Below are 17,955 nucleotides of genomic sequence, written 5' to 3'. Positions count from 1 at the left end.
CTCAACCTCCTTGGGGTTTGGATTGGGCTTTCAGTACAGCGGCTGCGCGATCGGCCAGGTAGGCCCAGGCCATCAGGCCGAGCCCGGCGACGATGCAACCAGCCGGAACGCTGATCAGCGTCACTCCACCCACCAGCAGCCCGAAGCCCAGCAGGCCGGCCAGCCAGGCCGCGATGGCTAATTTCATATACCTGCCCCTTCGTCGTAGATGGATTTGCCGCTCGGGCCTGCGGATTTGATACTGGTCCCGACAGCGATGATGGATGCCACGATGCCGTCAATCCGCCCTGTGGCTTTGGCCTTGTCGGCCTTTCGGTTGTTGGCCGGATCGCAAACGATCACCGCGTTACCGGCGCACCAGGTCATGACCGGGTTACCGTCATGGCGTAGGGTTTCGACCGTTTCCGTTTCGATGACTTCAACATCCGCCGGATCCAGATCAATGACGCCCTGCTCATCTGCACGCCCCAGCAACCGGCGTTCGAACTCATCGACAGCCGGCGCCATGTCCTTGAAGCCTTGGCCGAAGCCGACCATTTCCGGCAGCGAGATATCCTCATCCGCCATCAGTTGCAGCAGGTCTTCCACGCGCCAACGGTCGTAACCGATTCGCTCGACATCGAAGTACGCGCAGATTTTTACGAGCCGCATCAGTACGTGCTTCTTGCTGATGGCTCGACCGGGAGTCGTCTCGAGGTGACCGTCCTTGACCCACATGGCGTACGGAACCTTGTCCCGATCCTCCCGCCCTTGCAGATCCTCATCCGGAATCCAGAAGTACGGCAGCAACCGCCAGTGAGGGTCGTGCGGCACCGGCCAGAACAACAGCACGAACGCAGTCAGGTCGGTGGTGCTGGCCAGGTCGAGCCCGGCAACGCAACGGCGGTTGCGGAGAAGCCGCATCGGTACGCGCTCCTCGGCCTGTTTCCAGACAGCCCACGAAATCCAAGGCGCATCAGCCTGAGTCCATTCGCAGAAGTTGAGTCGGCGAACCACGGACTCTTGCGCCGGTAGGCCCCGGGCTGACTGCACCTGTTCACGCAAATACTTGCGTCCGGGGATGCCGTCGGTTTGCCCTTCAGCGATGTGATCAAGCGAGGGGTTGACCTTCGGCCAGCAGGCTTCGTCCGTGAACGGATCATCCCCTTCATCCAGCGAACAGATGAACGCGAAGAAGCTGTCGTCTGTTTCGATGTCCGCACAGATCCGCACGCCCAGGTCGTGGTACTGACCGCAGACCGTCTTTTTATCCGATCCGCTGTTGGTGATCATCACCACCAGAGCCTTGCGTCGGTTCTTGGTACCGGCGCGCATCATGTTCACGGTCGCGGCAGTCTTGTGTTCGTGCACCTCATCGAGCAGGCCGATGTGGGGGCGCGGGCCGGACTGGCCTTCGTCCGCGCTGATCGGGCGGAAGAATGAACGGGTATTGGGGTAGTAGAGGTTCCAGACCTTTTCGTCTCGACCTGATTGCACCACCCGGGAATACAGCGACGGTGACATGTCCACCATCGATACGGCGTCCCGAAACAAGACCATGGCCTGATCGCGCTTGGTGGCGGCCGCGTAGATTTCCGCACGCCTTTCACCATCAGAAGCCAGACCATACAAGCCGATGCCAGCAACCAGAGGACTTTTACCCGAGCCCTTTCCCGTCTCGATGTAGCCCAGGCGGAAACGCCGGAAACCATCCTCTGTCATCCAGCCAAACAGGCTGCCTACGACGAATGCCTGCCAGGGTGCGAGCAAGAACGGCATACCCTCGTAGTCACCGCCGTTGAGGCAGAGGACATCTTCGAAAAAGCCGATGGCACGATTCACACGGTCCAGGTCGAACACCAACCCGCGATCCGGACCGTTCTTCAAATCTCGCAAGTGACGCTTGCACGCATTGCGGACATCCGGGCCCGCGATGATTTCACCAGCAAGCACGGCCTTCGCGTAGCCGGTTACTCGGTCATCAACTGAAGTATCGTTCAGCGGCTGCTCTTGGGCCATTGGGGAATAACTCACCTTGCGGGGGCGCCGGCGCTTTCAGGTTGCGCCGGGACACTGGCGACATACCGAACTGAGCGCCGGCGGCGTTGGCGCGGCGCTCGGCGTCGTTGGCGAGCTGCCGCAGAACGTGCATCTGCTGGGCACCGGTCTTGAAGGTCTGGACATCGCCGCCCAGTTCATCGGTGGACTTGGCGTTTTTCTCCGCGATCAGCCGCTGGTAACGGCGCCAATCCGCAGCAGCTTGGCAGTACGCGGCCAGCGCCATGGCATCGAGTTCGGAGAGAAGCCGCATAGACATCAGCGCCGGTACCACCCGCTCCCACTCGGCCTTGGCATCGTCCGAAAGGACATCAGGCATGGGCGGGGCTTTCACCGGGACTGTTGGGGACTGAACTTCGTCCAGCAAAGCAGCGACGTTTTTACCGCTCGGATTTCCCCGCAACAAATGAACCGACGCCGGCAAAGACGGACGGCCCGAATTTCCATTTCCTGCCATAAATTCAACCCCTTACCTGTCGATACCCCCCCTCCCTCATTTTTCCCGACTTTGCGTAAAGAGGGGGGCGATCGGTCTAGAGAGAAGTCGAAATGAAGTTTTTCACCCCCCCTACCCTCGGGGCGTGCCATTTTTTGGTGCGTCGGGGATGGGCGGTCACCGGTTCCAGTGATGCCCCGGATCGACCGGACGGCCGTCGGCATGACACCCCGGCACGCGCCCGCTCTTCTCGATCCGTTGCTTCGTCGAGTCGTGACAGAACTTGCACAGGCCTGCCCAGTTCTCAGGGTCCCAAAACAGTTTCCACGCCGCCTTGATCCGCACCGGATCCCCGCTGTCCTTGGCTTCCTTCAGCTTGGGCGGCACCTTGTGGTCAACAACTGTGGCCGCCACCGGACGCCGATCGCACGAACACATCGTGCAGTACGGATTCGCCCGCAGGTGTGCATCGCGTGACTTCTGCCACTTGTACCCGTAACCCCGTTCGGTGCTGCTGCCGCGACGGTCATCCGATACCTTGCCCATCAGCCCATCTTCCAGACACGGGCCAGATTGCCGCTGCTCTGGTACACCGACCCAACGAACACCGCCAGCACGATCACCAGCGGCCAAGAGTTCGGCGGCATGACCAACTGCCCTTTGCCGATGTACACCACAGCGGATCCCGCAGCGACCATCACCACCCACGCAAGACAGCTCATGCTCCGGCGGAACCGGGCACCGCGCCGACGGAAGGTGAACAAGCGAACGAACAGAGCCACGCACAACCAGAACGTGGCCTGAGTGAGTACTTGCGGCATAAGTTGACTATCCATCCTGCCTCCCTTGCTGTTCAGCAATGAGGCCGCGCCGCTTGATGACGGCCAGCGCGACAGTCACAACCACCACCGACGCACCGAACGCCGCCGGCCCGGTGTACTTGAAAGGCCTGGTGCCGAACAACTCAACTTCGGCCATGCCAGGGGCGAACATGTAACCCATCACGAAAGACACCAGCAGGAAGAGAACACGCTTCCAGACCGGCAATTCCTCAGTGGTAGTGAAGAACACCAGAGAACCAGCCAGCGCACCGATCACCGCGAGTATGTCCACACCCGCCAGCAGGCCGGTAGCCGCCAGTCCCACACCACCGGCCACGACAACAGTTGCCGGCTCGCTCATGCTGATTCTCCTTGCAGACACCCATCGGGCCGAAAATAAAAACCCCGCCGAAGCGGGGTTAGGTGACCGGCTCGGGGAGAACCGGGTGAAGCTGCACAGCACGTGCTCAATGAGCGATTCAGGCGCAAATCGCATATCGTGGGGACTTTTTACCTGCCTCCGGAAAAACCGAAAAGGGCCTCTTTTCGGTTGGTTGTCTCGACGCACCTTTGACGCACTTTGACGCAGGTTTGAGGCAAACCACCCGGACGAACGGTATCTAGCAAACCCTCACGCGAGCGACTTTCGAAACTCGAGTCAGATCGGTCTCACTCGATCTGCCGCGCCGATTGCGCTCACGCATCGGCGCAGTGCGCACAGTCAAAATGACCAGCATCTGCTGGTGCAGCGCATGGACCCAGTTCCTGTACGTCCGGTCGGCGTCCTCCCCGAGCCCCAGATAGGGCAACTGCGATCGAACCGACAACGCAGGCCGAGGCAAATAACGATTGCGCGCCAGGGTCACCAACAGCGCCCCTTTCTCGGACTGACGCTCAAGTTGCGCCAAGGCTGCCGCAACTTCCAGCGCCGCATGATCCATGCCGCCACCTGCCGCCATCATAAGGTCGCGAGATCCCGGCGTCCCCCGAGGGGCAGAGCCACCCCATTCGATGATCGTCGCCATTGGGCTGCCCAGACCGCCGCCCTCACCAACCTGGTTGAACTGGTTGCCCCAGTGCTGCATGAGTTCTTCGATTTCCTCGATCATCGACCCTTCCCCCCGAAAAACCGAACCCGACACAAAAAACCTTCAACCCGACACAAACCCAACACACCAAAAACCCTTATAAAACATTGCTTTAAAACTACTGTGTCAGGTGTGTCAGGTGTGTTGGGTTGTTCTTCACGCATGAAAAAACGAATTAAGTGTTGATGAGTTGTCATTGTTTCTGTGCGTGCGCACGCCTGCACGCGGGTAAAACCTGACACACCTGACACACGGGTACAGAAACCCGCGAAAACCGTGGGCTGTAGCTGTGTCAGGTTTCGAATTTCAACCTGAAACACAGGGAACACACCTGACACACTTCTGGTCATCATGCGGCCACACTCCCCCGGTCAGCGAACTTGACGTGTTCCCAGCTATCCACGCTCCATCCGCTGGCCTTGGCTTGCTCTCGCCATGTGGCAACCGCTGTTCCCAGCGCAGCTGCAGTCAAGGATGGGGACGGGGAAGGCGCACGCTCTACACCAGACCACGGGAAGAAGAACGTACCGAATGAACGGCGTGCGCCCTCCATCCAAGGCACCCGAGGCACCTTATCGACCTGGGTCGAAATGAAGCCGCTGAACTTCGTGTGGCTCAGCGTGTGTTCCTTGTTGCGATGGCACCACTCCAGGAACAACGCATAAAGGTCACTGCTCACGCACACCGAGAACGGAGCGCCGAGCATCCCGTAACGCCATTCCCGCAAGAACGTCTGCCAGCTCGCCATACTCAACTCAACCAGACGCTGACGCGCTGCCGTATTCGGCGGTTTGGTCCGCTCATCGAAGTCACCGAGCGGATAGCTCAGCAAGTAGTCATAAAGCGCCTCGACACCACCATTGGCCAACTCGTGCTTGACCTTCTTCTGTTCGGCCTCGGGTAAAGGATCCTTGGGCCACATCACCAACATACGCCGATCCTTCTCCCCGATCGGCCATGGCATGATCTCATTCGACAAGAACACCGCGTTCATATGGTTGGCTTCCTCCCAACCGTTCACGAATTTGGATTCCATCCGAACCGTCTTACCGGTGACCATGTGTTTGATCTTGCCGACCTGGTTGTAACGCTGGTCCCGACTGACAACCTCTTCAAACACACCGTACAACTTGTTCGACTGCCAAACCGTCCAGTTCGATTCGAGCTGTGCCTGGCCAACCGTTGCACCGCAGTCACCATAGATCCGGCCCATGATGTCACTGAACAGGAGACTTTTGCCGCTGCCTTCCTCTGTCGAGTGGAACAGCACGGCCGTGTCCATCTTGGCGCCGACATTCTGCAACGGGAAGGCAAGCCACTTCGTCAGCCAATCCGCCGCGTCTCGATCACCGTTGCACAAAAAGGTGATGATCCACTGCAAGGTCTTGCACTTGTCGCGGTCACTGTCGGGCACCAAGGGCAGCCCCTCGAATGTGTTGATGTAGACCTCAGGGTCTTTCGTCATGCGAGGGTCGAAAACAATGTGTTCCATATCTACGGTGCGGCGGTCAGGACTGTTCAACCACATACCGTACGCATCGCCCAGCGACATCTTCAGTGCACCTTCCGGAACGCGCCTGCGCTTCTGCACGTCCCACGTGTCCTTCGTCCCGTCGATATAGACGTAGCGCTCAACCGGCGGCATGCCCTCCCCGCTGACCTGTTTGAACTTCGCTTCTGCCTTGGCCTTATTCGCCAGGCGCTCGGCCATGTCATCAGCGATCACCTTCTTCACCGGCAGATCGAGCCATTCCTTCGCAAGCGGCTTCGTCACCAACATTTCGAAAGCGGACTTCTTGATGATCACCCGTTTGAACGTGTCGAAGATCGCCGTCTTGCCCTCGACCAACGCAAACCGCGTGAAGATCCGTTCCGCCGTCCAGCCGTTCCCCCCGCCCCCCTCTGGAGCCGGAGCGCCGTTATCGGCGGGCTCTTCCAGAGATGGGGAACGGGGAAGATCTTCCAACTGAACAGGGACAACAGAAGCAGCCGCTGCATAAAGCTGGGTGCGCACAACATCAAGGCCTTGCTCGATGTGCAAATCGTTCCAGTCCTTGGCCATCAAGCAACCTCCCCAAAATACGGGAACGTCGCAACGCCACCGACCTCAAGAGCTGCGGCAGTCGCTTTGGTCCGTCCGGGATTACCAGGTGCAGTCGGGTCATCATCTCCCGCGATGACGATCGAAGCCTCAGGGTGCGTCTCGCGCAGAATCCGGGCGACGTTCACCAGGTTGCCGGAATCAACCGCCATTGCCACGGGCCAGCCGCTGGCCATGTGAACACTTGCGGCCGTCGCGTATCCCTCGGCCTCGCCAACCACCGAAGGCGAATCGACCGATCCCAACACATGGAAGCAACCGGACTTACGCCCGTACTTTGGAAACAGTTTGGTACCCTGCCCATTGATCGATTGCAGGCTCCACAGCTTGCCAGTGGCGTCACGAAGCGGGATCGCAATGCTGCCCGGCTTGAACACCAGAAAACTCAGGTAGTCGGGCCGGGACTTTGGCAAGCCGTTGAAAAACTGCATGGCGTTGCTGCCGGCCCACACCTGGCAACGCTTGTTGCGATCATCAATAGACAGAATGACCGTAGTGTTGAAGAACCCGACACCGAATGCGCCAACCTGCTTACGGTCCAGGTACGGGCTGCTCCCCTCCGACTGACAATATTCGTTCCAGATACGCAAACAGCAGTCAGCCACCAGCCCACGCATTTCCTCGAGTAACGCTTCGTCAGCCTCGACCTCCGCCTGACGCTGTTTGCGCCGCAGCTCGGCCTCTGCCGCAAACCGCTTTTTTTCCTCGGCAGTCATTTCAGTTTTGTCGGGCTTCCAACCCGCATCAAGGGCCAGCTTGATCACTGTGCCCATGCCGGTACCGCCCTTTTTGAACGACTTCCAGACGGACAAAGCCGCCTTGCCGTCATAACTCTTGCTGCTCTGGCTCCAGTTGTTCCAAGGGCCATAACCCTCCTGCCCGAACTCAGATTTCAGACCCATGCCGACCTCGACCCACGTGTCACGCTGGTCTGGCGAGATGTACTGAAGCAGGTTCGGAAGTTGGTGCAACTGGAGTGGGATTTTATCGCCGCTCATCTCCGAGCCTCCCGAAACTCCTGACAATGGACGCAGGTCTCGCAACCCTGAATCGTCTGCTGTCGAAGTAACGGGATAGGATCGCCGCAATCCTCACAGAACTGCGCGCTGACGCGGCTCGCGGCCACACGGCGGTTACGGTGTAGGGCGATGTCGAGCAGGTATTGCGCCTGGTCGTTAGCGCGATCGATATCGTCAGCCATGACTGTGACCCTCCATCGCGGCACGTGCGCCGGCCATGATGCCCAGCACAGCGCGGATCACATCCATTCCCCGCTTGTCGAGAGCGGCGACTTCGTGGGGCTCCCACACGCTATCGGCAGCACCGTCGTGCATGCTCGAAACAAACTCGCCGGTTTCTTCCAGCAGTTCGCCAACAGCTTTCAATGCCTGGCCCGTTGCCGGGACCGGAGTCGGCTTGTACCAGACCGCCCCCGCCGGACGCATCAGCGAATCAAGTAGCGCCGGACTCAAGGTCAGCTCGACGACGGACTCCAGCTCATCGGGAGTCAGCCATCGACGCTCTTCAGTGAGTTTCAGTTTCTTCTGGAGTTCGTCGTAGTCCATGGACATGGCGTGCGCCAAGGCCGTGATCCCACCGTGATAATCACGCCCGGCGCGGTACAGCGCCTCACGCAATGAAAGAACCGGGCCCGCGCCCGGCAAGAGGTCTGTTCGACTCATAACCGTAAAATCCCCGTTTACGGCCTAGCCATACGAATAGGTACGACCTATCCTACGACCACGACCGATGTGCATGTGCTGTGTATCGTCGTAGCCGGGCTGGGGGATTCTTTGGTGAGAGGCCCCAGTCCGGCACCCCTTCACGCGGCCTTTGGTTTACGTCTGGAACCAATGGGCCGAATTTCAATAGCGGAGCAGCTGCCATCAGGGCCCGTTTTCACCCTGATGTCTCTTTTAGAGCTCAGCATTTGCGACACCGCGCTCTGAGAGACAGAGAGCAACAACGCAAGCTCGGGCTGTGTTTTCCCTACGGCAAACTCACGCAGGGGAACGCCAATAGTGTTTTCCATTCTTTCTTCCTCGAACGGGTTCGCTCAAGGATATTAGTGTGACTTCTATATTTGCGCAACCAATAAAGATGTCAGACTGTTTTGAGGCAATCAGCACTGCTTATACAGTATCCTGCATGGATACTGATAAACCGACCTCCGACAAGCCTGTACCGGCTCATACCCTCACCCGCAAGCGCGGTCCTCGATCAATAGTCGAAGACCCGATCAGGGATGAAGAAGCGCGCCTGCTGAAGATGAAGTACCAGGCACGAAAAAAAATCGACCCAGAATTAAACCAAGAAAAAATAGCCGATCTGTGCGGATGGGCAGGACAAAGCGTGGTCAGCCAATACCTCAATGGCAAGATTGCGCTCAATTTTTCAGCTCTGGTTAAGTTCGCCTCTATCCTAAAATTTGACCCACGTGAAGTTAGCCCTCGTCTAGTAGCCTCGCATCCACAAATCAACGTTGATCACATCCCCCCAATCATTCAGGAAAGCGTCACCCCTACTGCGAACCTCGGTGCCATAGTCCGCGAAGAAGCTGCGGCATATGGCGTTACGCCGGCTGAGCTGTGGGACGACAAGACCCCATTAGGTGAGGACGAAGTTGCCCTTCCCTTCTTTCGGGAGGTCGAGCTTTCCGACGGACAAGGAAATGTGGTCATGCTTGATGAGTACGGTCGGAAGTACCGCCTGTGGAAAGGCCTTCTCCAGCAAAAAAATATTCATCCCGAGGACGCGGCAGTCGTAGTAGTCACGGGCAACAGCATGGTGCCCGTGCTTCCTCCTGGCAGTCTTGTCGCGATTGATGTTGCCCCAGGCAATATCGAAGACGGGAAGATGTACGCCGTAGATCATGACGGACTCATTCGCATCACACTTCTCTACCGCATGCCGGGCGGAGGTGTAAGGTTGAAGAGCTACAACAACGCTGAGCATCCCGAAGAACGCTACGACGGCGCTTATGTGAGGGAACACATCCAGATCATGGGCAAAGTGTTCTGGTATTCAGTGATCGTCCCCTGACAAATCCGCCAAATGAGAAGGCCGCGAAAGCGGTCTTTTTTTTGCCATCGAAAAATTAGGCGGGAATATATTGACAGCTTATATCAGCCGGACTAATTTTATGAGCGACAAGGCCTCTCACCAAAGGTTGCTCTCTCATGACCACAACACAGCACGGCACCACCCGCTGCCCGGTATATCTGCACCCGGCAGCTTGCACCAGTCCGGCAGCCGTAGAAGCAATTCAAAAGCACACCGGCCTACTGGTAATCGTCACCCCCGGCGCCCGCCTGGCATCTGCGAAAGCAACGACTGCCACGGCTGACCTCGGCCCATTCGGGGGTGACGCGGCATGAGTACATATTCCCTCCCCCTTGCGAAGCAGGAGCTACTGCACCACATGCTGCAGGTCGGCGGCGATGCTACCTGCGACCTGATCCGCCCTCAGCAAACGATGCGCGCCGAGTTCACGGTTGAGCTGACGCCCAGCCAAACAATCGTTCAAGTCGATGTGGCCGGCCGCAAAGACACGATCAGACTGCGTCGCGATGACCGGGCAAATCATCTTCATCTGCGCGACTTCATTCACGAAGTTGCCAACGCTCCAGCGTCGGCTTGAGGGCGAAGTCATGACGAACCGCACCCTGGACGAAACCGCCGCCCTGCTCGGACTCAAGCCCCGCGCTTTTCGCGCCAGGCTGCGCGAGCTGGGCATCCTCAACAGCAGCGGCGACCTTGCCAGCCAGCACCGGGGCCGGGGCTATCTGTTCTCGGATCCGCGCAGCACCGTGATCCCGGGCATCAACAAGCTCCGGCACTACGCCGTAGTGATGGTTAAGGAAGAAGGGATCGATTGGCTGGCCAAGAAGCTGGGTATCACCATCACGAACAAGGACGCCGCCGCATGAAAAACCACTACATCAATGCCCACTGTCAAGCGCTCGGCACGCTCCGACTGATTCCGATCTATCTGGACAGCCCGGGCATCGTCAGCCGCGCAACGCTCATCGGTGCCGCCAGCGAAGCGATCGACCAACTCAGCGCCCTGCCGATGCGCGTGCTCGAACTGGCCGACGTATACCGCTGCGTCAACAGCGTCATCCACGAAGGCCAGACAGCCTACGTCACCCCGACTAACTCGCCCGAGTATCCATTCGGCGCCGTTGTCGCGGACGAACACGGCCACGTCTGCGCTGCCGCCATGGGCAAAAGCAAGGAAGGCCTGGCCGAATTGATCCGCCTGAAGTTGCTGCCCCCAACGGAGGGGCGCGGGGAGAACGCAGCGTGAGCGACACAATCGACCAACTGCGCCGTCAGTTCGCTACGCCCTGCCCGTCCCTGACGGCGGTACGCGAACATTACTTCACCCACATCCGCACCGACCGCTACCTGCTGAGCGAAATCAAGGCTGGCCGCATCAACCTGACCGTGACCCGCCTGCACAACTCAGCCCGTGCGAAACCGGTGGTGTACCTGCATCACCTGGCCGAATACCTCGACGCACAAGCGCCGAAGCAAGCGGCCTGACTCCACGGTAGCGACTGCCGTTCAGCCGCAAATAACACAAACTCAATGAGGCACAGCACATGAGCAAAGCACGCCCCTTCATCGACACGCTACGGGACATCGAGGCCGGTGGCCTGCTCGATGATCTGAGCGAGGCCCAGTTCCAACTGATCGACGCTATCCGCCTGTCCGGCAAAGCCGGGAAGCTGGTCATCGAACTGAACTATAAGCCCGACGGGCGCGGCCAGATGAACATCAAGGCCGACGTGAAAGTAAAAGAACCGGCCCTGTCACGCGGGACTTCCCTGTTCTTCCTCACCCCCGAAGGCAACCTCACCCGCCGCGATCCGCGACAGCAGGACTTGGCCCTTCGCCCCGTCGAGGAAGAGCCCGACGCGCCACTGCGCCACGTCGCACCGTAACGATCACTCACCGAAGAAACCGGAGCACATCCAATGCAAGAAGCTATCAACCACCTGGTCACGCTCGCTCAATCGCTAGGTAAGCCCCAGAACCACCCAGGGCTACCGGCGCCGTTTGCGCTCGTTCCCGACGGCACTCAGATCAAAGACCTCGAAGGCCTTCAGGCAGCGCCAAGCCGCATTCGCCAGGCCGTGAAGGTTCTCGATGCAAACACGTTCATCGCGTACATCAACCGCTATGCAACTTCCGCGTCGGTTGTGTTCTGCGACGGCCCAGAAGGCCGAACCTTCAAGGGTGTTCTCGACTACCACCAGCCCGACCAACCATCGTGGGGACAGCACGTGGCCGTCTACCAATGCCCAATCAGCATTGAGTGGGGCCGCTGGAAATCTTCCGATCGCAAGAAGATGGATCAAGCGACCTTTGCCGAATTTTTCGAAGACAACATCAGGGACATCACTGTCCCCGAAGGAGTCCCAAACGCGCCATCAGCTGCGGACATGCTCGAAATCAGTCGCACCCTCGAAGCCAAGAAGAACATCAGCTTTCGCCAGGGCACGCGCCTCGATAATGGCCAGGTGCAACTGACCTACAACGAGCAGATCGACGGCCAGGCCGGCGAGACCGGTCAGCTCAAGATTCCGGAGCAGTTCTACATCGGCGTCAAACCTTTCCTCGGTGGTGATGCGTTCTGCGTTCCGGTTCGATTCCGCTACCGCATTCAGGAAAGCCGTCTTGTGATGTGGTTCGAGCTGGTGCGCCCAGACAAGGTTCTTGAAGAGGCCTACACAACTGTCCGCGCCAAGATCCAAGAGTCGATCAACACCGTACCGATGTACGAAGCAACCATCTAACCCTTGCAATACCCCGCCGCCGGCCTCTCACCAAGAATCCCGGCGGCGGGCTCTACCGGAGCACAGCACATGCACGCACAGAACACGATCATCCTCATCTGCCTGGCCTTGGGTTTGGTCCTACTGGGGTATTTCATTCGCAAGATCATCCTTCGGGCACTGGCCCGCAGCTATGATGCCGGCCTCGCCGAACGCAACAGCCTGCACAGCCGCAGAATCACCGCGCTGAATACCGACCTCACCACCATCACGCAATTGCGCAACCAGGAGGCCCAGCAACTGGCCGACCTGCGCACGCAGATGCACGCCATCAAAGCAACCCCCTTCACCGCGACCGACTACCGCGACCTGACCAAGATCACCCAGTTCCTGGCATTGGCACTCCAGACATGGAAGGCACTGAAAGGCACCGAAGCCAGTCAGGCAAAGGCTGAACAACTGATCAAGGTTGCCCGCGCATTGGCTCACCGCGTTTATCACACCGTCGAGACGGCCAAAAGCCTGAACGGGCAGCCGCTGGACACCTTGCTGATCGAATGGCTCAACCAGCACGGGACCTTCAGCGCCGCGCCTGAACTGAGTTCAATCAGCTTCCCCCATGAAGCCGACACCGAGGGCTACCAGCACCTGCGCGATGCACTGCGCGAAGCGATGGAGCTGAACCGACTGCCAGCGGAGGACGCAGCATGACTTGGATACTCACCCACAGCGGTCGCCGGTTCAATCTGGTAAACCCAACCGCCGCCATGATCTCACCGCTGGACATCTCTCACGCGCTGTCGAATCTGTGCCGCTTCAACGGCCACACCCGCACGCACTACAGCGTGGCACAGCACAGCCTGACGGTGTCGAGCCTGGTCCCGGACCAGTACAAACTGGTTGCCCTGCTGCATGACGCGACCGAAGCCTACATCGGCGACATGACCCGACCACTGAAGGCACTGATGCCCGGCTTCCGCATGGCGGAAGAGACGATCTGGCGCGCCATCTGCGATCGCTTCAACCTCGACCCGGTACTGCCAGAGTGCGTGATCCGCGCTGACCTGGTCGCGCTGGCCACCGAGCGCCGCGACCTGATGCCCATCGACCCCGCCGAGTGGGAATGCCTGCGAGGCGTTCCTGCAATGCCCGAGACCATCACCCCACTCTCCGCACCCGAGGCGTACATGCAGTACTTCAGCCGGCTGATGGAGCTGATGCAGAGCAACCATCGGAGGGCTTGTGCATGAGCGATGCAATCAAAACTCTGATTATCCAACCAACGCCGGTCGAGCGCGATAGCAGCGGATGGTGGACACATCCGGGCTACCTTCCAGAGTACGACGACGAAGTCACCCAAGAGCAATTCAATGATTGGTGCGCTCGCAACCAAGTGGAAACGAAAGTCAGCCACATGGAAAGCGATGTCGATCCCGATGTTTTCGAGAGCTACATGAATGACGGCCAAGTCGATTGTTCAGCCTGGGTGATTCAGCATCCTGTCGAACCGGGGTGGTTCATCCTGTCCATTCACGACACCGAGGACGGGCCCATCTGCGTTTGGGGACGGAGGATCATATCGTGACCGCTATCAAGGAACGGCCGATCCTGTTCTCGGCGCCGATGGTGCGCGCCATTCTGGATGGTCAGAAGACGGTCACACGCCGGCCGATCAAAGGAAATCAAATCCCCAGCCGTAGCAAGTCCGATTTCCCCGAACACCAATGGATGGCCGTTGTTCAAGACCATCCGCGCTGGGGATTCGCCGCCTTTGGCGCGACTGAAGAGGAATGCGCAGCGGAACTGGCCATGTACGGCGGCTGCCCATATGGGCGGCAAGGCGATCGCCTGTGGGTGCGCGAGGCCTGGGCAGCTGACGCTCAGGTTGATGCGATCGCTCCGCGAGATTTCAGCCAGGGCGAACCGATCTTTTACCCAGCAGATGGCGCAGTTCGGCAAACCGGCTGCTCCATGATCACCCGGGGTCGTGGCCGCCCTTCGATCCACATGCCGCGCTGGGCCAGCCGCATCCTGCTAGAGATCACTGACGTCCGCGTCGAGCGGTTGCAGGACATCAGCGAAGTGCAAGCGATGGCGGAAGGAATCAGCGCCGTAGCTTTTCGCCCTGACGACGGCTGGCCGATCTGCACCGGATACATGGTCGGGCCTGATGACGGGAAAACGGCGCTTGAAACCACGGCAGCGAAAGCATTTGCGGGTCTGTGGAACTCCACCGGCGGCGACTGGGACGCCAACCCCTGGGTCTGGGTCGTCGAATTCAAACGGGTGCAGCCATGATCCTCAAATGCATGGCCGGCTGCACCCTCTTCTTCTGGCTTCCATTGGCCCTGACCATAAAGGCGGTGATCGGATGATTATCGATGACGTAATGACGGACAAAATCACACTGCACGGGCTCGGCTTCGTGCAGGTCCAGCTCCAGGGTGGCCAGCGGCTGCACGTTTGGCACCCTGAGTTACCGCGCCGGGCCTGCTTCGAGCACTCGGCGATCCACAACCACCGGTTCGACTTCGAGTCGCGCGTTCTGGTCGGCACACAAATCAACATCCTCTACGCCGATTTCCCTGCGGCTTCAGCCTGCTTCATCAAGGAAACCCACGAACTCTATCTGCATGAGGGTGCGAGAACGGCGCGTGGTGGCCGCCCATGGACGCCGAATGGTTGCGTGGATATGCGAGAGCTTTACAGCCACGCGGTATCCGCCGGATCGACCTACCACATGAAGGCCTACGACTTTCATCGCACCGAGCCCGGCGGCGACGGCAAAGTGGCGACAATCTTGAAGAAAGGGTTTGAGGGCCAGAAAGGTGCGCAATCCAGTTGCGTCATCGGCATCGAGCCCGACACGGACTTCGACCGATTCCAGTGGTCGCCCGCTCAACTCTGGGAGGTCGTCAGCGATGTGCTGCTCGGCCAGAAGGTGACGCCATGATCTTCGCCCCGCTCTACATGGCCTACCTCATCTACAAGGGGCCTCGGAGATGAATAACAGGATCGTCTGCCAATTCAGCTGCGGTGCCGCTTCGGCAGTGGCTACCAAGCTCGCGCTGGCCCAATACGGCGCAACGCACAACGTGCAAATCATCAATGCTTTTTTGGCCAACGAACACGAAGACAACCGGCGCTTCCTGATGGACTGCCAGAACTGGTTTGGCCAGGAGATCGTTCAGCTTCGCGATGAGAAATACGGCACCGATATCATCCAGGTATTCCGCCGCGAACGCTTCATGAAAGGTCGCAACGGCGCTCCCTGCACCAAACTGCTGAAGCGCCGGTTGCTCGACTCTTGGAAGCAACCAGGCGACGTAATGGTATTCGGCTACACCGCCGAAGAGGTCGATCGTTTGGAAGATTTCCGCGATCGAAATCCTGATCGCCCGGTGATCGCCCCTTTGATTGACGCAGGGCTGGGGAAAGACGACTGCAAGGCAATGGTAGAACGTGCAGGAATCGAGTTGCCGCTGATGTACCGCCTGGGCTACGACAATGCCAACTGCATCGGCTGCGTGAAAGGTGGCGAAGGCTACTTTCGAGCAATCCGAGAAGACTTCCCGGAGCAGTTTGAAGAATTGTGCGTGATCCAAGACGACTTAGGCGAAGGCTCGTACCTGTTTCGCGATCGCACCACCAATGTGCGCTTCTCCCTGCGCGACCTCGGCGACGGCCCAGTGCGGCGTAACGAGAAGATCCCATCGTGCTCGTTCTTCTGCGAAATGGCTGAAGCCGACATAGCAGATAAGCAGTAACCCCTCCCCATACTCAACAGCCTGTCGGTGTACGGCGGGCGAGGAATTCCCGTGAGCAATGCACTTGATAGCCGACCGCTGCTGGTCCGCCTGCAGAAACGAATTGAAAAACTTGATCCGGAAGGACGCAGGGGCGCGACCCCGGTGGATGTCGAGCTTCACCGGCAGTCAGTGGCCCTGGTGAATGAGCTGGCAATCGCGCTGAAACTGACCCGCGAGAACCTGCGCGCCTGCCAAGCCACGATCCACCTTGCCGGCGGATTCGACCCCGCCTACGTCAACGACGCGCAGGCCGCCATGGCGGTGGCCGATGCAGTGCTGGCCAAGGCCGTCGCGTAACACACCAATATCTGCCGCCCCGCGCGCCATCGCCCCAAGGCAGGACAGCGTGTCCCCTTCATAAAAACCTTCTGCCGCCGCCGGCGGCGTGGAGAATCTCATGGAAACCGAAATACTCTCCGACGATGAGCTGGCGGAGCTGACAGGCTACAAAGCCAGGGGCTGGCAGCGCCGATGGCTTCTCGAACGTGGCTGGACCTTCGTTGAGAGCCGTAGCGGACGCCCGCTTGTAGGCCGTCAATATGTGCGCATGAAGCTGGGCGTGACGCTGCAGGTGGTTCCACTGATGCCGCCACCAGCGGCCGCGCCAGCATGGACTCCAGACATTTCAAAGGTGAGGTGATATGCGCCCAAGGAAGACCCAAAACAGAAACCTTCCGCCTCGCATGTACGTCAGGCAGAGGGTTCGCCAGAACGGGAGCATCTGGGTCAGTTATTACTATCTCAACACGCAGGGAAAAGAGGTCTCACTCGGTGGGGATCTGAACCTGGCACGCCTCAAATGGGCAGAGCTTGAGGCAAAGGACAAGCCTCTGGATCTATGCATCATGCGAGCAATCTTTGATCGGTACGAACGCGACATCATCCCAAAGAAAGGTGAGCGCACACAGAAGGACAACCGGGCGGAGTTGCGCCAGCTTCGGCCTTACTTTGACGAGGCGCCGATCGACGCGATCACCCCCGCACAAATCGCCCAATATCGCGACGCTCGAAGCGCAAAGGTACGTGCAAACCGAGAAATCGCCACGCTTTCCCATGTTTTCAACATGGCACGCGAATGGGGCCTCACCGTCCGGGAGAACCCGTGCCAGGGCATCAGAAAGAACAAGGAAAAACCGCGAGACTTCTACGCAAATGATGCGGTTTGGAATGCGGTGTACAAGAAAGCCTGCCAAGAGCTCAAGACCGCAATGGATCTTGCGTATCTGAGCGGTCAGAGGCCGGCTGATGTGCTGGTCATGAGGAAAGATGAAATTGAGGGCGGCGCACTGAGCGTCGTGCAGAACAAGACCCACAAGAAGCTTCGGATCTTGCTTGAGGTGGAGGGGCGCGAAACAGAATTCGGCCTGTTGATTCGCGAGATTCAAGCAAGGAATGAAAGGCACAGCTCACCGTATCTCATTCTGACTGAAGAAGGACGAAGGGTTTCCACGTCGATGCTTCGACACAGGTGGGATGATGCCAGGGAGGATGCGGCAAAAGCCGCTACGGAGATGGGTGATGCAGTTCTGGCGAGTAAGATCCGTCAGTTCCAGTTCCGCGATATTCGACCAAAAGCGGCGTCGGAAATCACCAGCATCGAAGACGCAAGTCTTTTGCTGGGTCATACCAAAGGCGACATAACTGAGCGCGTTTATCGGCGCGTAGGTGCTGTTGCCAAGCCTACAAAATGACTTTAAATCAGTCCCAAAACTAAACGTCGACCCCTTGTGATTTGCGGCCTGTAGAGGTACGGTTGCGCGTTCGTTTTCGGACGCAGATCATGCCCAAAGCCGCGTTTTACATGGCTTTTTATAACGGTCTTGAAAACCGTCGACTGTAACAGGTCCATGAGTTCGAATCCCATCGCCTCCGCCATCTTA

At 58.8% G+C, this 17,955-nt stretch carries 27 protein-coding genes and 1 pseudogene; 16 read left to right on the top strand and 12 right to left on the bottom strand.

The window, feature by feature from the left end; translation table 11 throughout:
* Position 1 precedes the first annotated feature (1 nt).
* From BBF94_RS10825 to BBF94_RS27100, 12 genes and pseudogenes are all read right to left on the bottom strand, one after another.
* Positions 2 to 187 carry a hypothetical protein gene (locus BBF94_RS10825; protein ID WP_065259027.1) on the bottom strand — a complete coding sequence of 62 codons (186 nt, stop codon included), beginning with the start codon at positions 185 to 187 and terminating at the stop codon, positions 2 to 4.
* A complete protein-coding gene (locus BBF94_RS10820) occupies positions 184 to 1,998 on the bottom strand; it encodes a terminase large subunit (protein ID WP_065259026.1) in 1,815 nt (604 codons plus the stop codon). Before BBF94_RS10820 ends, BBF94_RS10825 begins: the two co-directional genes overlap by 4 nt.
* Positions 1,961 to 2,356: a phage terminase small subunit P27 family gene (locus tag BBF94_RS10815; RefSeq protein WP_176704444.1), complete on the bottom strand. Its 396-nt coding sequence runs from the start codon at positions 2,354 to 2,356 to the stop codon at positions 1,961 to 1,963. Before BBF94_RS10815 ends, BBF94_RS10820 begins: the two co-directional genes overlap by 38 nt.
* Before the next feature lie 294 nt (positions 2,357 to 2,650).
* Positions 2,651 to 3,019 carry a holin gene (locus BBF94_RS10810; protein WP_065259024.1) on the bottom strand — a complete coding sequence of 123 codons (369 nt, stop codon included), beginning with the start codon at positions 3,017 to 3,019 and terminating at the stop codon, positions 2,651 to 2,653.
* Positions 3,019 to 3,309 carry a phage holin family protein gene (locus BBF94_RS10805; protein WP_065259023.1) on the bottom strand — a complete coding sequence of 97 codons (291 nt, stop codon included), beginning with the start codon at positions 3,307 to 3,309 and terminating at the stop codon, positions 3,019 to 3,021. Before BBF94_RS10805 ends, BBF94_RS10810 begins: the two co-directional genes overlap by 1 nt.
* The gene (locus tag BBF94_RS10800; RefSeq protein ID WP_065259022.1) at positions 3,302 to 3,655 is read right to left on the bottom strand and encodes a putative holin; all 354 of its coding nucleotides are present in this window, start codon (positions 3,653 to 3,655) and stop codon (positions 3,302 to 3,304) included. Before BBF94_RS10800 ends, BBF94_RS10805 begins: the two co-directional genes overlap by 8 nt.
* A gap of 259 nt (positions 3,656 to 3,914) precedes the next feature.
* Complete coding sequence (locus tag BBF94_RS10795) at positions 3,915 to 4,403, bottom strand: hypothetical protein (RefSeq protein WP_065259021.1); 489 nt, start codon at positions 4,401 to 4,403, stop codon at positions 3,915 to 3,917.
* Between the two features lie 328 nt (positions 4,404 to 4,731).
* Positions 4,732 to 6,405 (bottom strand): annotated as a pseudogene (locus BBF94_RS10790) (primase-helicase family protein); the annotation flags it as partial.
* A gap of 38 nt (positions 6,406 to 6,443) precedes the next feature.
* Positions 6,444 to 7,481 (bottom strand): PriCT-2 domain-containing protein, encoded by a 1,038-nt coding sequence (locus BBF94_RS10785; RefSeq protein ID WP_065259019.1) that lies wholly within the window; start codon positions 7,479 to 7,481, stop codon positions 6,444 to 6,446.
* Positions 7,478 to 7,684 carry a TraR/DksA C4-type zinc finger protein gene (locus BBF94_RS10780; RefSeq protein WP_065259018.1) on the bottom strand — a complete coding sequence of 69 codons (207 nt, stop codon included), beginning with the start codon at positions 7,682 to 7,684 and terminating at the stop codon, positions 7,478 to 7,480. The genes BBF94_RS10785 and BBF94_RS10780 overlap by 4 nt, the downstream gene beginning before the upstream one ends.
* Positions 7,677 to 8,165, bottom strand: a complete 489-nt coding sequence (locus BBF94_RS10775; RefSeq protein WP_065259017.1) for a phage regulatory CII family protein — start codon at positions 8,163 to 8,165, stop codon at positions 7,677 to 7,679. Before BBF94_RS10775 ends, BBF94_RS10780 begins: the two co-directional genes overlap by 8 nt.
* A 140-nt stretch (positions 8,166 to 8,305) precedes the next feature.
* Positions 8,306 to 8,515 carry a Cro/CI family transcriptional regulator gene (locus BBF94_RS27100; protein ID WP_082302390.1) on the bottom strand — a complete coding sequence of 70 codons (210 nt, stop codon included), beginning with the start codon at positions 8,513 to 8,515 and terminating at the stop codon, positions 8,306 to 8,308.
* A gap of 116 nt (positions 8,516 to 8,631) precedes the next feature.
* Here BBF94_RS27100 and BBF94_RS10770 point away from each other — a divergent pair, with 116 nt between their 5' ends.
* The 16 genes from BBF94_RS10770 to BBF94_RS10695 all read left to right on the top strand — a co-directional run bounded on the left by BBF94_RS10770 (position 8,632) and on the right by BBF94_RS10695 (position 17,766).
* On the top strand, positions 8,632 to 9,525 hold the full coding sequence (locus BBF94_RS10770; protein WP_082302393.1) for a LexA family transcriptional regulator: 894 nt from the start codon (positions 8,632 to 8,634) through the stop codon (positions 9,523 to 9,525).
* 379 nt (positions 9,526 to 9,904) lie between these two features.
* Positions 9,905 to 10,123 (top strand): hypothetical protein, encoded by a 219-nt coding sequence (locus BBF94_RS10765; protein ID WP_065259016.1) that lies wholly within the window; start codon positions 9,905 to 9,907, stop codon positions 10,121 to 10,123.
* A 10-nt stretch (positions 10,124 to 10,133) separates the two neighbouring features.
* Entirely contained in the window at positions 10,134 to 10,412 is a 279-nt protein-coding gene (locus BBF94_RS10760; RefSeq protein WP_065259015.1) for a hypothetical protein, read from the top strand.
* The gene (locus BBF94_RS10755; protein WP_065259014.1) at positions 10,409 to 10,792 is read left to right on the top strand and encodes a hypothetical protein; all 384 of its coding nucleotides are present in this window, start codon (positions 10,409 to 10,411) and stop codon (positions 10,790 to 10,792) included. The genes BBF94_RS10760 and BBF94_RS10755 overlap by 4 nt, the downstream gene beginning before the upstream one ends.
* Complete coding sequence (locus tag BBF94_RS10750; RefSeq protein ID WP_065259013.1) at positions 10,789 to 11,031, top strand: pyocin activator PrtN family protein; 243 nt, start codon at positions 10,789 to 10,791, stop codon at positions 11,029 to 11,031. The genes BBF94_RS10755 and BBF94_RS10750 overlap by 4 nt, the downstream gene beginning before the upstream one ends.
* A gap of 59 nt (positions 11,032 to 11,090) precedes the next feature.
* Positions 11,091 to 11,432: a hypothetical protein gene (locus BBF94_RS10745; protein WP_065259012.1), complete on the top strand. Its 342-nt coding sequence runs from the start codon at positions 11,091 to 11,093 to the stop codon at positions 11,430 to 11,432.
* A 33-nt stretch (positions 11,433 to 11,465) separates the two neighbouring features.
* Complete coding sequence (locus BBF94_RS10740; RefSeq protein ID WP_065259011.1) at positions 11,466 to 12,287, top strand: YfdQ family protein; 822 nt, start codon at positions 11,466 to 11,468, stop codon at positions 12,285 to 12,287.
* A 69-nt stretch (positions 12,288 to 12,356) separates the two neighbouring features.
* The gene (locus BBF94_RS10735) at positions 12,357 to 12,977 is read left to right on the top strand and encodes a hypothetical protein (RefSeq protein ID WP_065259010.1); all 621 of its coding nucleotides are present in this window, start codon (positions 12,357 to 12,359) and stop codon (positions 12,975 to 12,977) included.
* Positions 12,974 to 13,516: a phosphohydrolase gene (locus BBF94_RS10730; RefSeq protein WP_065259009.1), complete on the top strand. Its 543-nt coding sequence runs from the start codon at positions 12,974 to 12,976 to the stop codon at positions 13,514 to 13,516. The genes BBF94_RS10735 and BBF94_RS10730 overlap by 4 nt, the downstream gene beginning before the upstream one ends.
* Positions 13,513 to 13,851: a hypothetical protein gene (locus tag BBF94_RS10725; protein ID WP_065259008.1), complete on the top strand. Its 339-nt coding sequence runs from the start codon at positions 13,513 to 13,515 to the stop codon at positions 13,849 to 13,851. The genes BBF94_RS10730 and BBF94_RS10725 overlap by 4 nt, the downstream gene beginning before the upstream one ends.
* Complete coding sequence (locus tag BBF94_RS10720; RefSeq protein ID WP_065259007.1) at positions 13,848 to 14,564, top strand: hypothetical protein; 717 nt, start codon at positions 13,848 to 13,850, stop codon at positions 14,562 to 14,564. The genes BBF94_RS10725 and BBF94_RS10720 overlap by 4 nt, the downstream gene beginning before the upstream one ends.
* A gap of 73 nt (positions 14,565 to 14,637) precedes the next feature.
* Positions 14,638 to 15,219 carry a hypothetical protein gene (locus tag BBF94_RS10715; RefSeq protein ID WP_065259086.1) on the top strand — a complete coding sequence of 194 codons (582 nt, stop codon included), beginning with the start codon at positions 14,638 to 14,640 and terminating at the stop codon, positions 15,217 to 15,219.
* A gap of 49 nt (positions 15,220 to 15,268) precedes the next feature.
* Positions 15,269 to 16,033 (top strand): hypothetical protein, encoded by a 765-nt coding sequence (locus BBF94_RS10710; protein ID WP_065259006.1) that lies wholly within the window; start codon positions 15,269 to 15,271, stop codon positions 16,031 to 16,033.
* Between the two features lie 51 nt (positions 16,034 to 16,084).
* The gene (locus BBF94_RS10705) at positions 16,085 to 16,372 is read left to right on the top strand and encodes a hypothetical protein (RefSeq protein WP_082302388.1); all 288 of its coding nucleotides are present in this window, start codon (positions 16,085 to 16,087) and stop codon (positions 16,370 to 16,372) included.
* 100 nt (positions 16,373 to 16,472) lie between these two features.
* The gene (locus BBF94_RS10700) at positions 16,473 to 16,715 is read left to right on the top strand and encodes a DUF4224 domain-containing protein (RefSeq protein ID WP_065259005.1); all 243 of its coding nucleotides are present in this window, start codon (positions 16,473 to 16,475) and stop codon (positions 16,713 to 16,715) included.
* Position 16,716: 1 nt separating this feature from the next.
* Positions 16,717 to 17,766 (top strand): tyrosine-type recombinase/integrase, encoded by a 1,050-nt coding sequence (locus BBF94_RS10695; RefSeq protein ID WP_065259004.1) that lies wholly within the window; start codon positions 16,717 to 16,719, stop codon positions 17,764 to 17,766.
* Positions 17,767 to 17,955: the final 189 nt, after the last annotated feature.

Origin of the sequence: Pseudomonas bananamidigenes, assembly GCF_001679645.1 — a bacterium.
GTDB lineage: Bacteria > Pseudomonadota > Gammaproteobacteria > Pseudomonadales > Pseudomonadaceae > Aquipseudomonas > Aquipseudomonas bananamidigenes.
Note: the sequence above shows the minus strand (reverse complement) of the source record. Positions and strands in the feature narration are given on the sequence as shown.

Excerpts from the sequence above, each read along its gene's own strand:
- BBF94_RS10800 (WP_065259022.1), bottom strand. The coding sequence starts at position 3,655 with ATGAGCGAGCCGGCAACTGTTGTCGTGGCCGGTGGTGTGGGACTGGCG.
- BBF94_RS10695 (WP_065259004.1), top strand. The coding sequence starts at position 16,717 with ATGCGCCCAAGGAAGACCCAAAACAGAAACCTTCCGCCTCGCATGTAC.
- BBF94_RS10715 (WP_065259086.1), top strand. The coding sequence starts at position 14,638 with ATGATTATCGATGACGTAATGACGGACAAAATCACACTGCACGGGCTC.
- BBF94_RS10825 (WP_065259027.1), bottom strand. The coding sequence starts at position 187 with ATGAAATTAGCCATCGCGGCCTGGCTGGCCGGCCTGCTGGGCTTCGGG.
- BBF94_RS10710 (WP_065259006.1), top strand. The coding sequence starts at position 15,269 with ATGAATAACAGGATCGTCTGCCAATTCAGCTGCGGTGCCGCTTCGGCA.
- BBF94_RS10730 (WP_065259009.1), top strand. The coding sequence starts at position 12,974 with ATGACTTGGATACTCACCCACAGCGGTCGCCGGTTCAATCTGGTAAAC.
- BBF94_RS10745 (WP_065259012.1), top strand. The coding sequence starts at position 11,091 with ATGAGCAAAGCACGCCCCTTCATCGACACGCTACGGGACATCGAGGCC.
- BBF94_RS10765 (WP_065259016.1), top strand. The coding sequence starts at position 9,905 with ATGCTGCAGGTCGGCGGCGATGCTACCTGCGACCTGATCCGCCCTCAG.
- BBF94_RS27100 (WP_082302390.1), bottom strand. The coding sequence starts at position 8,515 with ATGGAAAACACTATTGGCGTTCCCCTGCGTGAGTTTGCCGTAGGGAAA.
- BBF94_RS10785 (WP_065259019.1), bottom strand. The coding sequence starts at position 7,481 with ATGAGCGGCGATAAAATCCCACTCCAGTTGCACCAACTTCCGAACCTG.
- BBF94_RS10805 (WP_065259023.1), bottom strand. The coding sequence starts at position 3,309 with ATGGATAGTCAACTTATGCCGCAAGTACTCACTCAGGCCACGTTCTGG.
- BBF94_RS10815 (WP_176704444.1), bottom strand. The coding sequence starts at position 2,356 with ATGCCTGATGTCCTTTCGGACGATGCCAAGGCCGAGTGGGAGCGGGTG.
- BBF94_RS10760 (WP_065259015.1), top strand. The coding sequence starts at position 10,134 with ATGACGAACCGCACCCTGGACGAAACCGCCGCCCTGCTCGGACTCAAG.
- BBF94_RS10735 (WP_065259010.1), top strand. The coding sequence starts at position 12,357 with ATGCACGCACAGAACACGATCATCCTCATCTGCCTGGCCTTGGGTTTG.
- BBF94_RS10795 (WP_065259021.1), bottom strand. The coding sequence starts at position 4,403 with ATGATCGAGGAAATCGAAGAACTCATGCAGCACTGGGGCAACCAGTTC.
- BBF94_RS10780 (WP_065259018.1), bottom strand. The coding sequence starts at position 7,684 with ATGGCTGACGATATCGATCGCGCTAACGACCAGGCGCAATACCTGCTC.
- BBF94_RS10770 (WP_082302393.1), top strand. The coding sequence starts at position 8,632 with ATGGATACTGATAAACCGACCTCCGACAAGCCTGTACCGGCTCATACC.
- BBF94_RS10810 (WP_065259024.1), bottom strand. The coding sequence starts at position 3,019 with ATGGGCAAGGTATCGGATGACCGTCGCGGCAGCAGCACCGAACGGGGT.
- BBF94_RS10775 (WP_065259017.1), bottom strand. The coding sequence starts at position 8,165 with ATGAGTCGAACAGACCTCTTGCCGGGCGCGGGCCCGGTTCTTTCATTG.
- BBF94_RS10700 (WP_065259005.1), top strand. The coding sequence starts at position 16,473 with ATGGAAACCGAAATACTCTCCGACGATGAGCTGGCGGAGCTGACAGGC.
- BBF94_RS10755 (WP_065259014.1), top strand. The coding sequence starts at position 10,409 with ATGAAAAACCACTACATCAATGCCCACTGTCAAGCGCTCGGCACGCTC.
- BBF94_RS10725 (WP_065259008.1), top strand. The coding sequence starts at position 13,513 with ATGAGCGATGCAATCAAAACTCTGATTATCCAACCAACGCCGGTCGAG.
- BBF94_RS10740 (WP_065259011.1), top strand. The coding sequence starts at position 11,466 with ATGCAAGAAGCTATCAACCACCTGGTCACGCTCGCTCAATCGCTAGGT.
- BBF94_RS10820 (WP_065259026.1), bottom strand. The coding sequence starts at position 1,998 with ATGGCCCAAGAGCAGCCGCTGAACGATACTTCAGTTGATGACCGAGTA.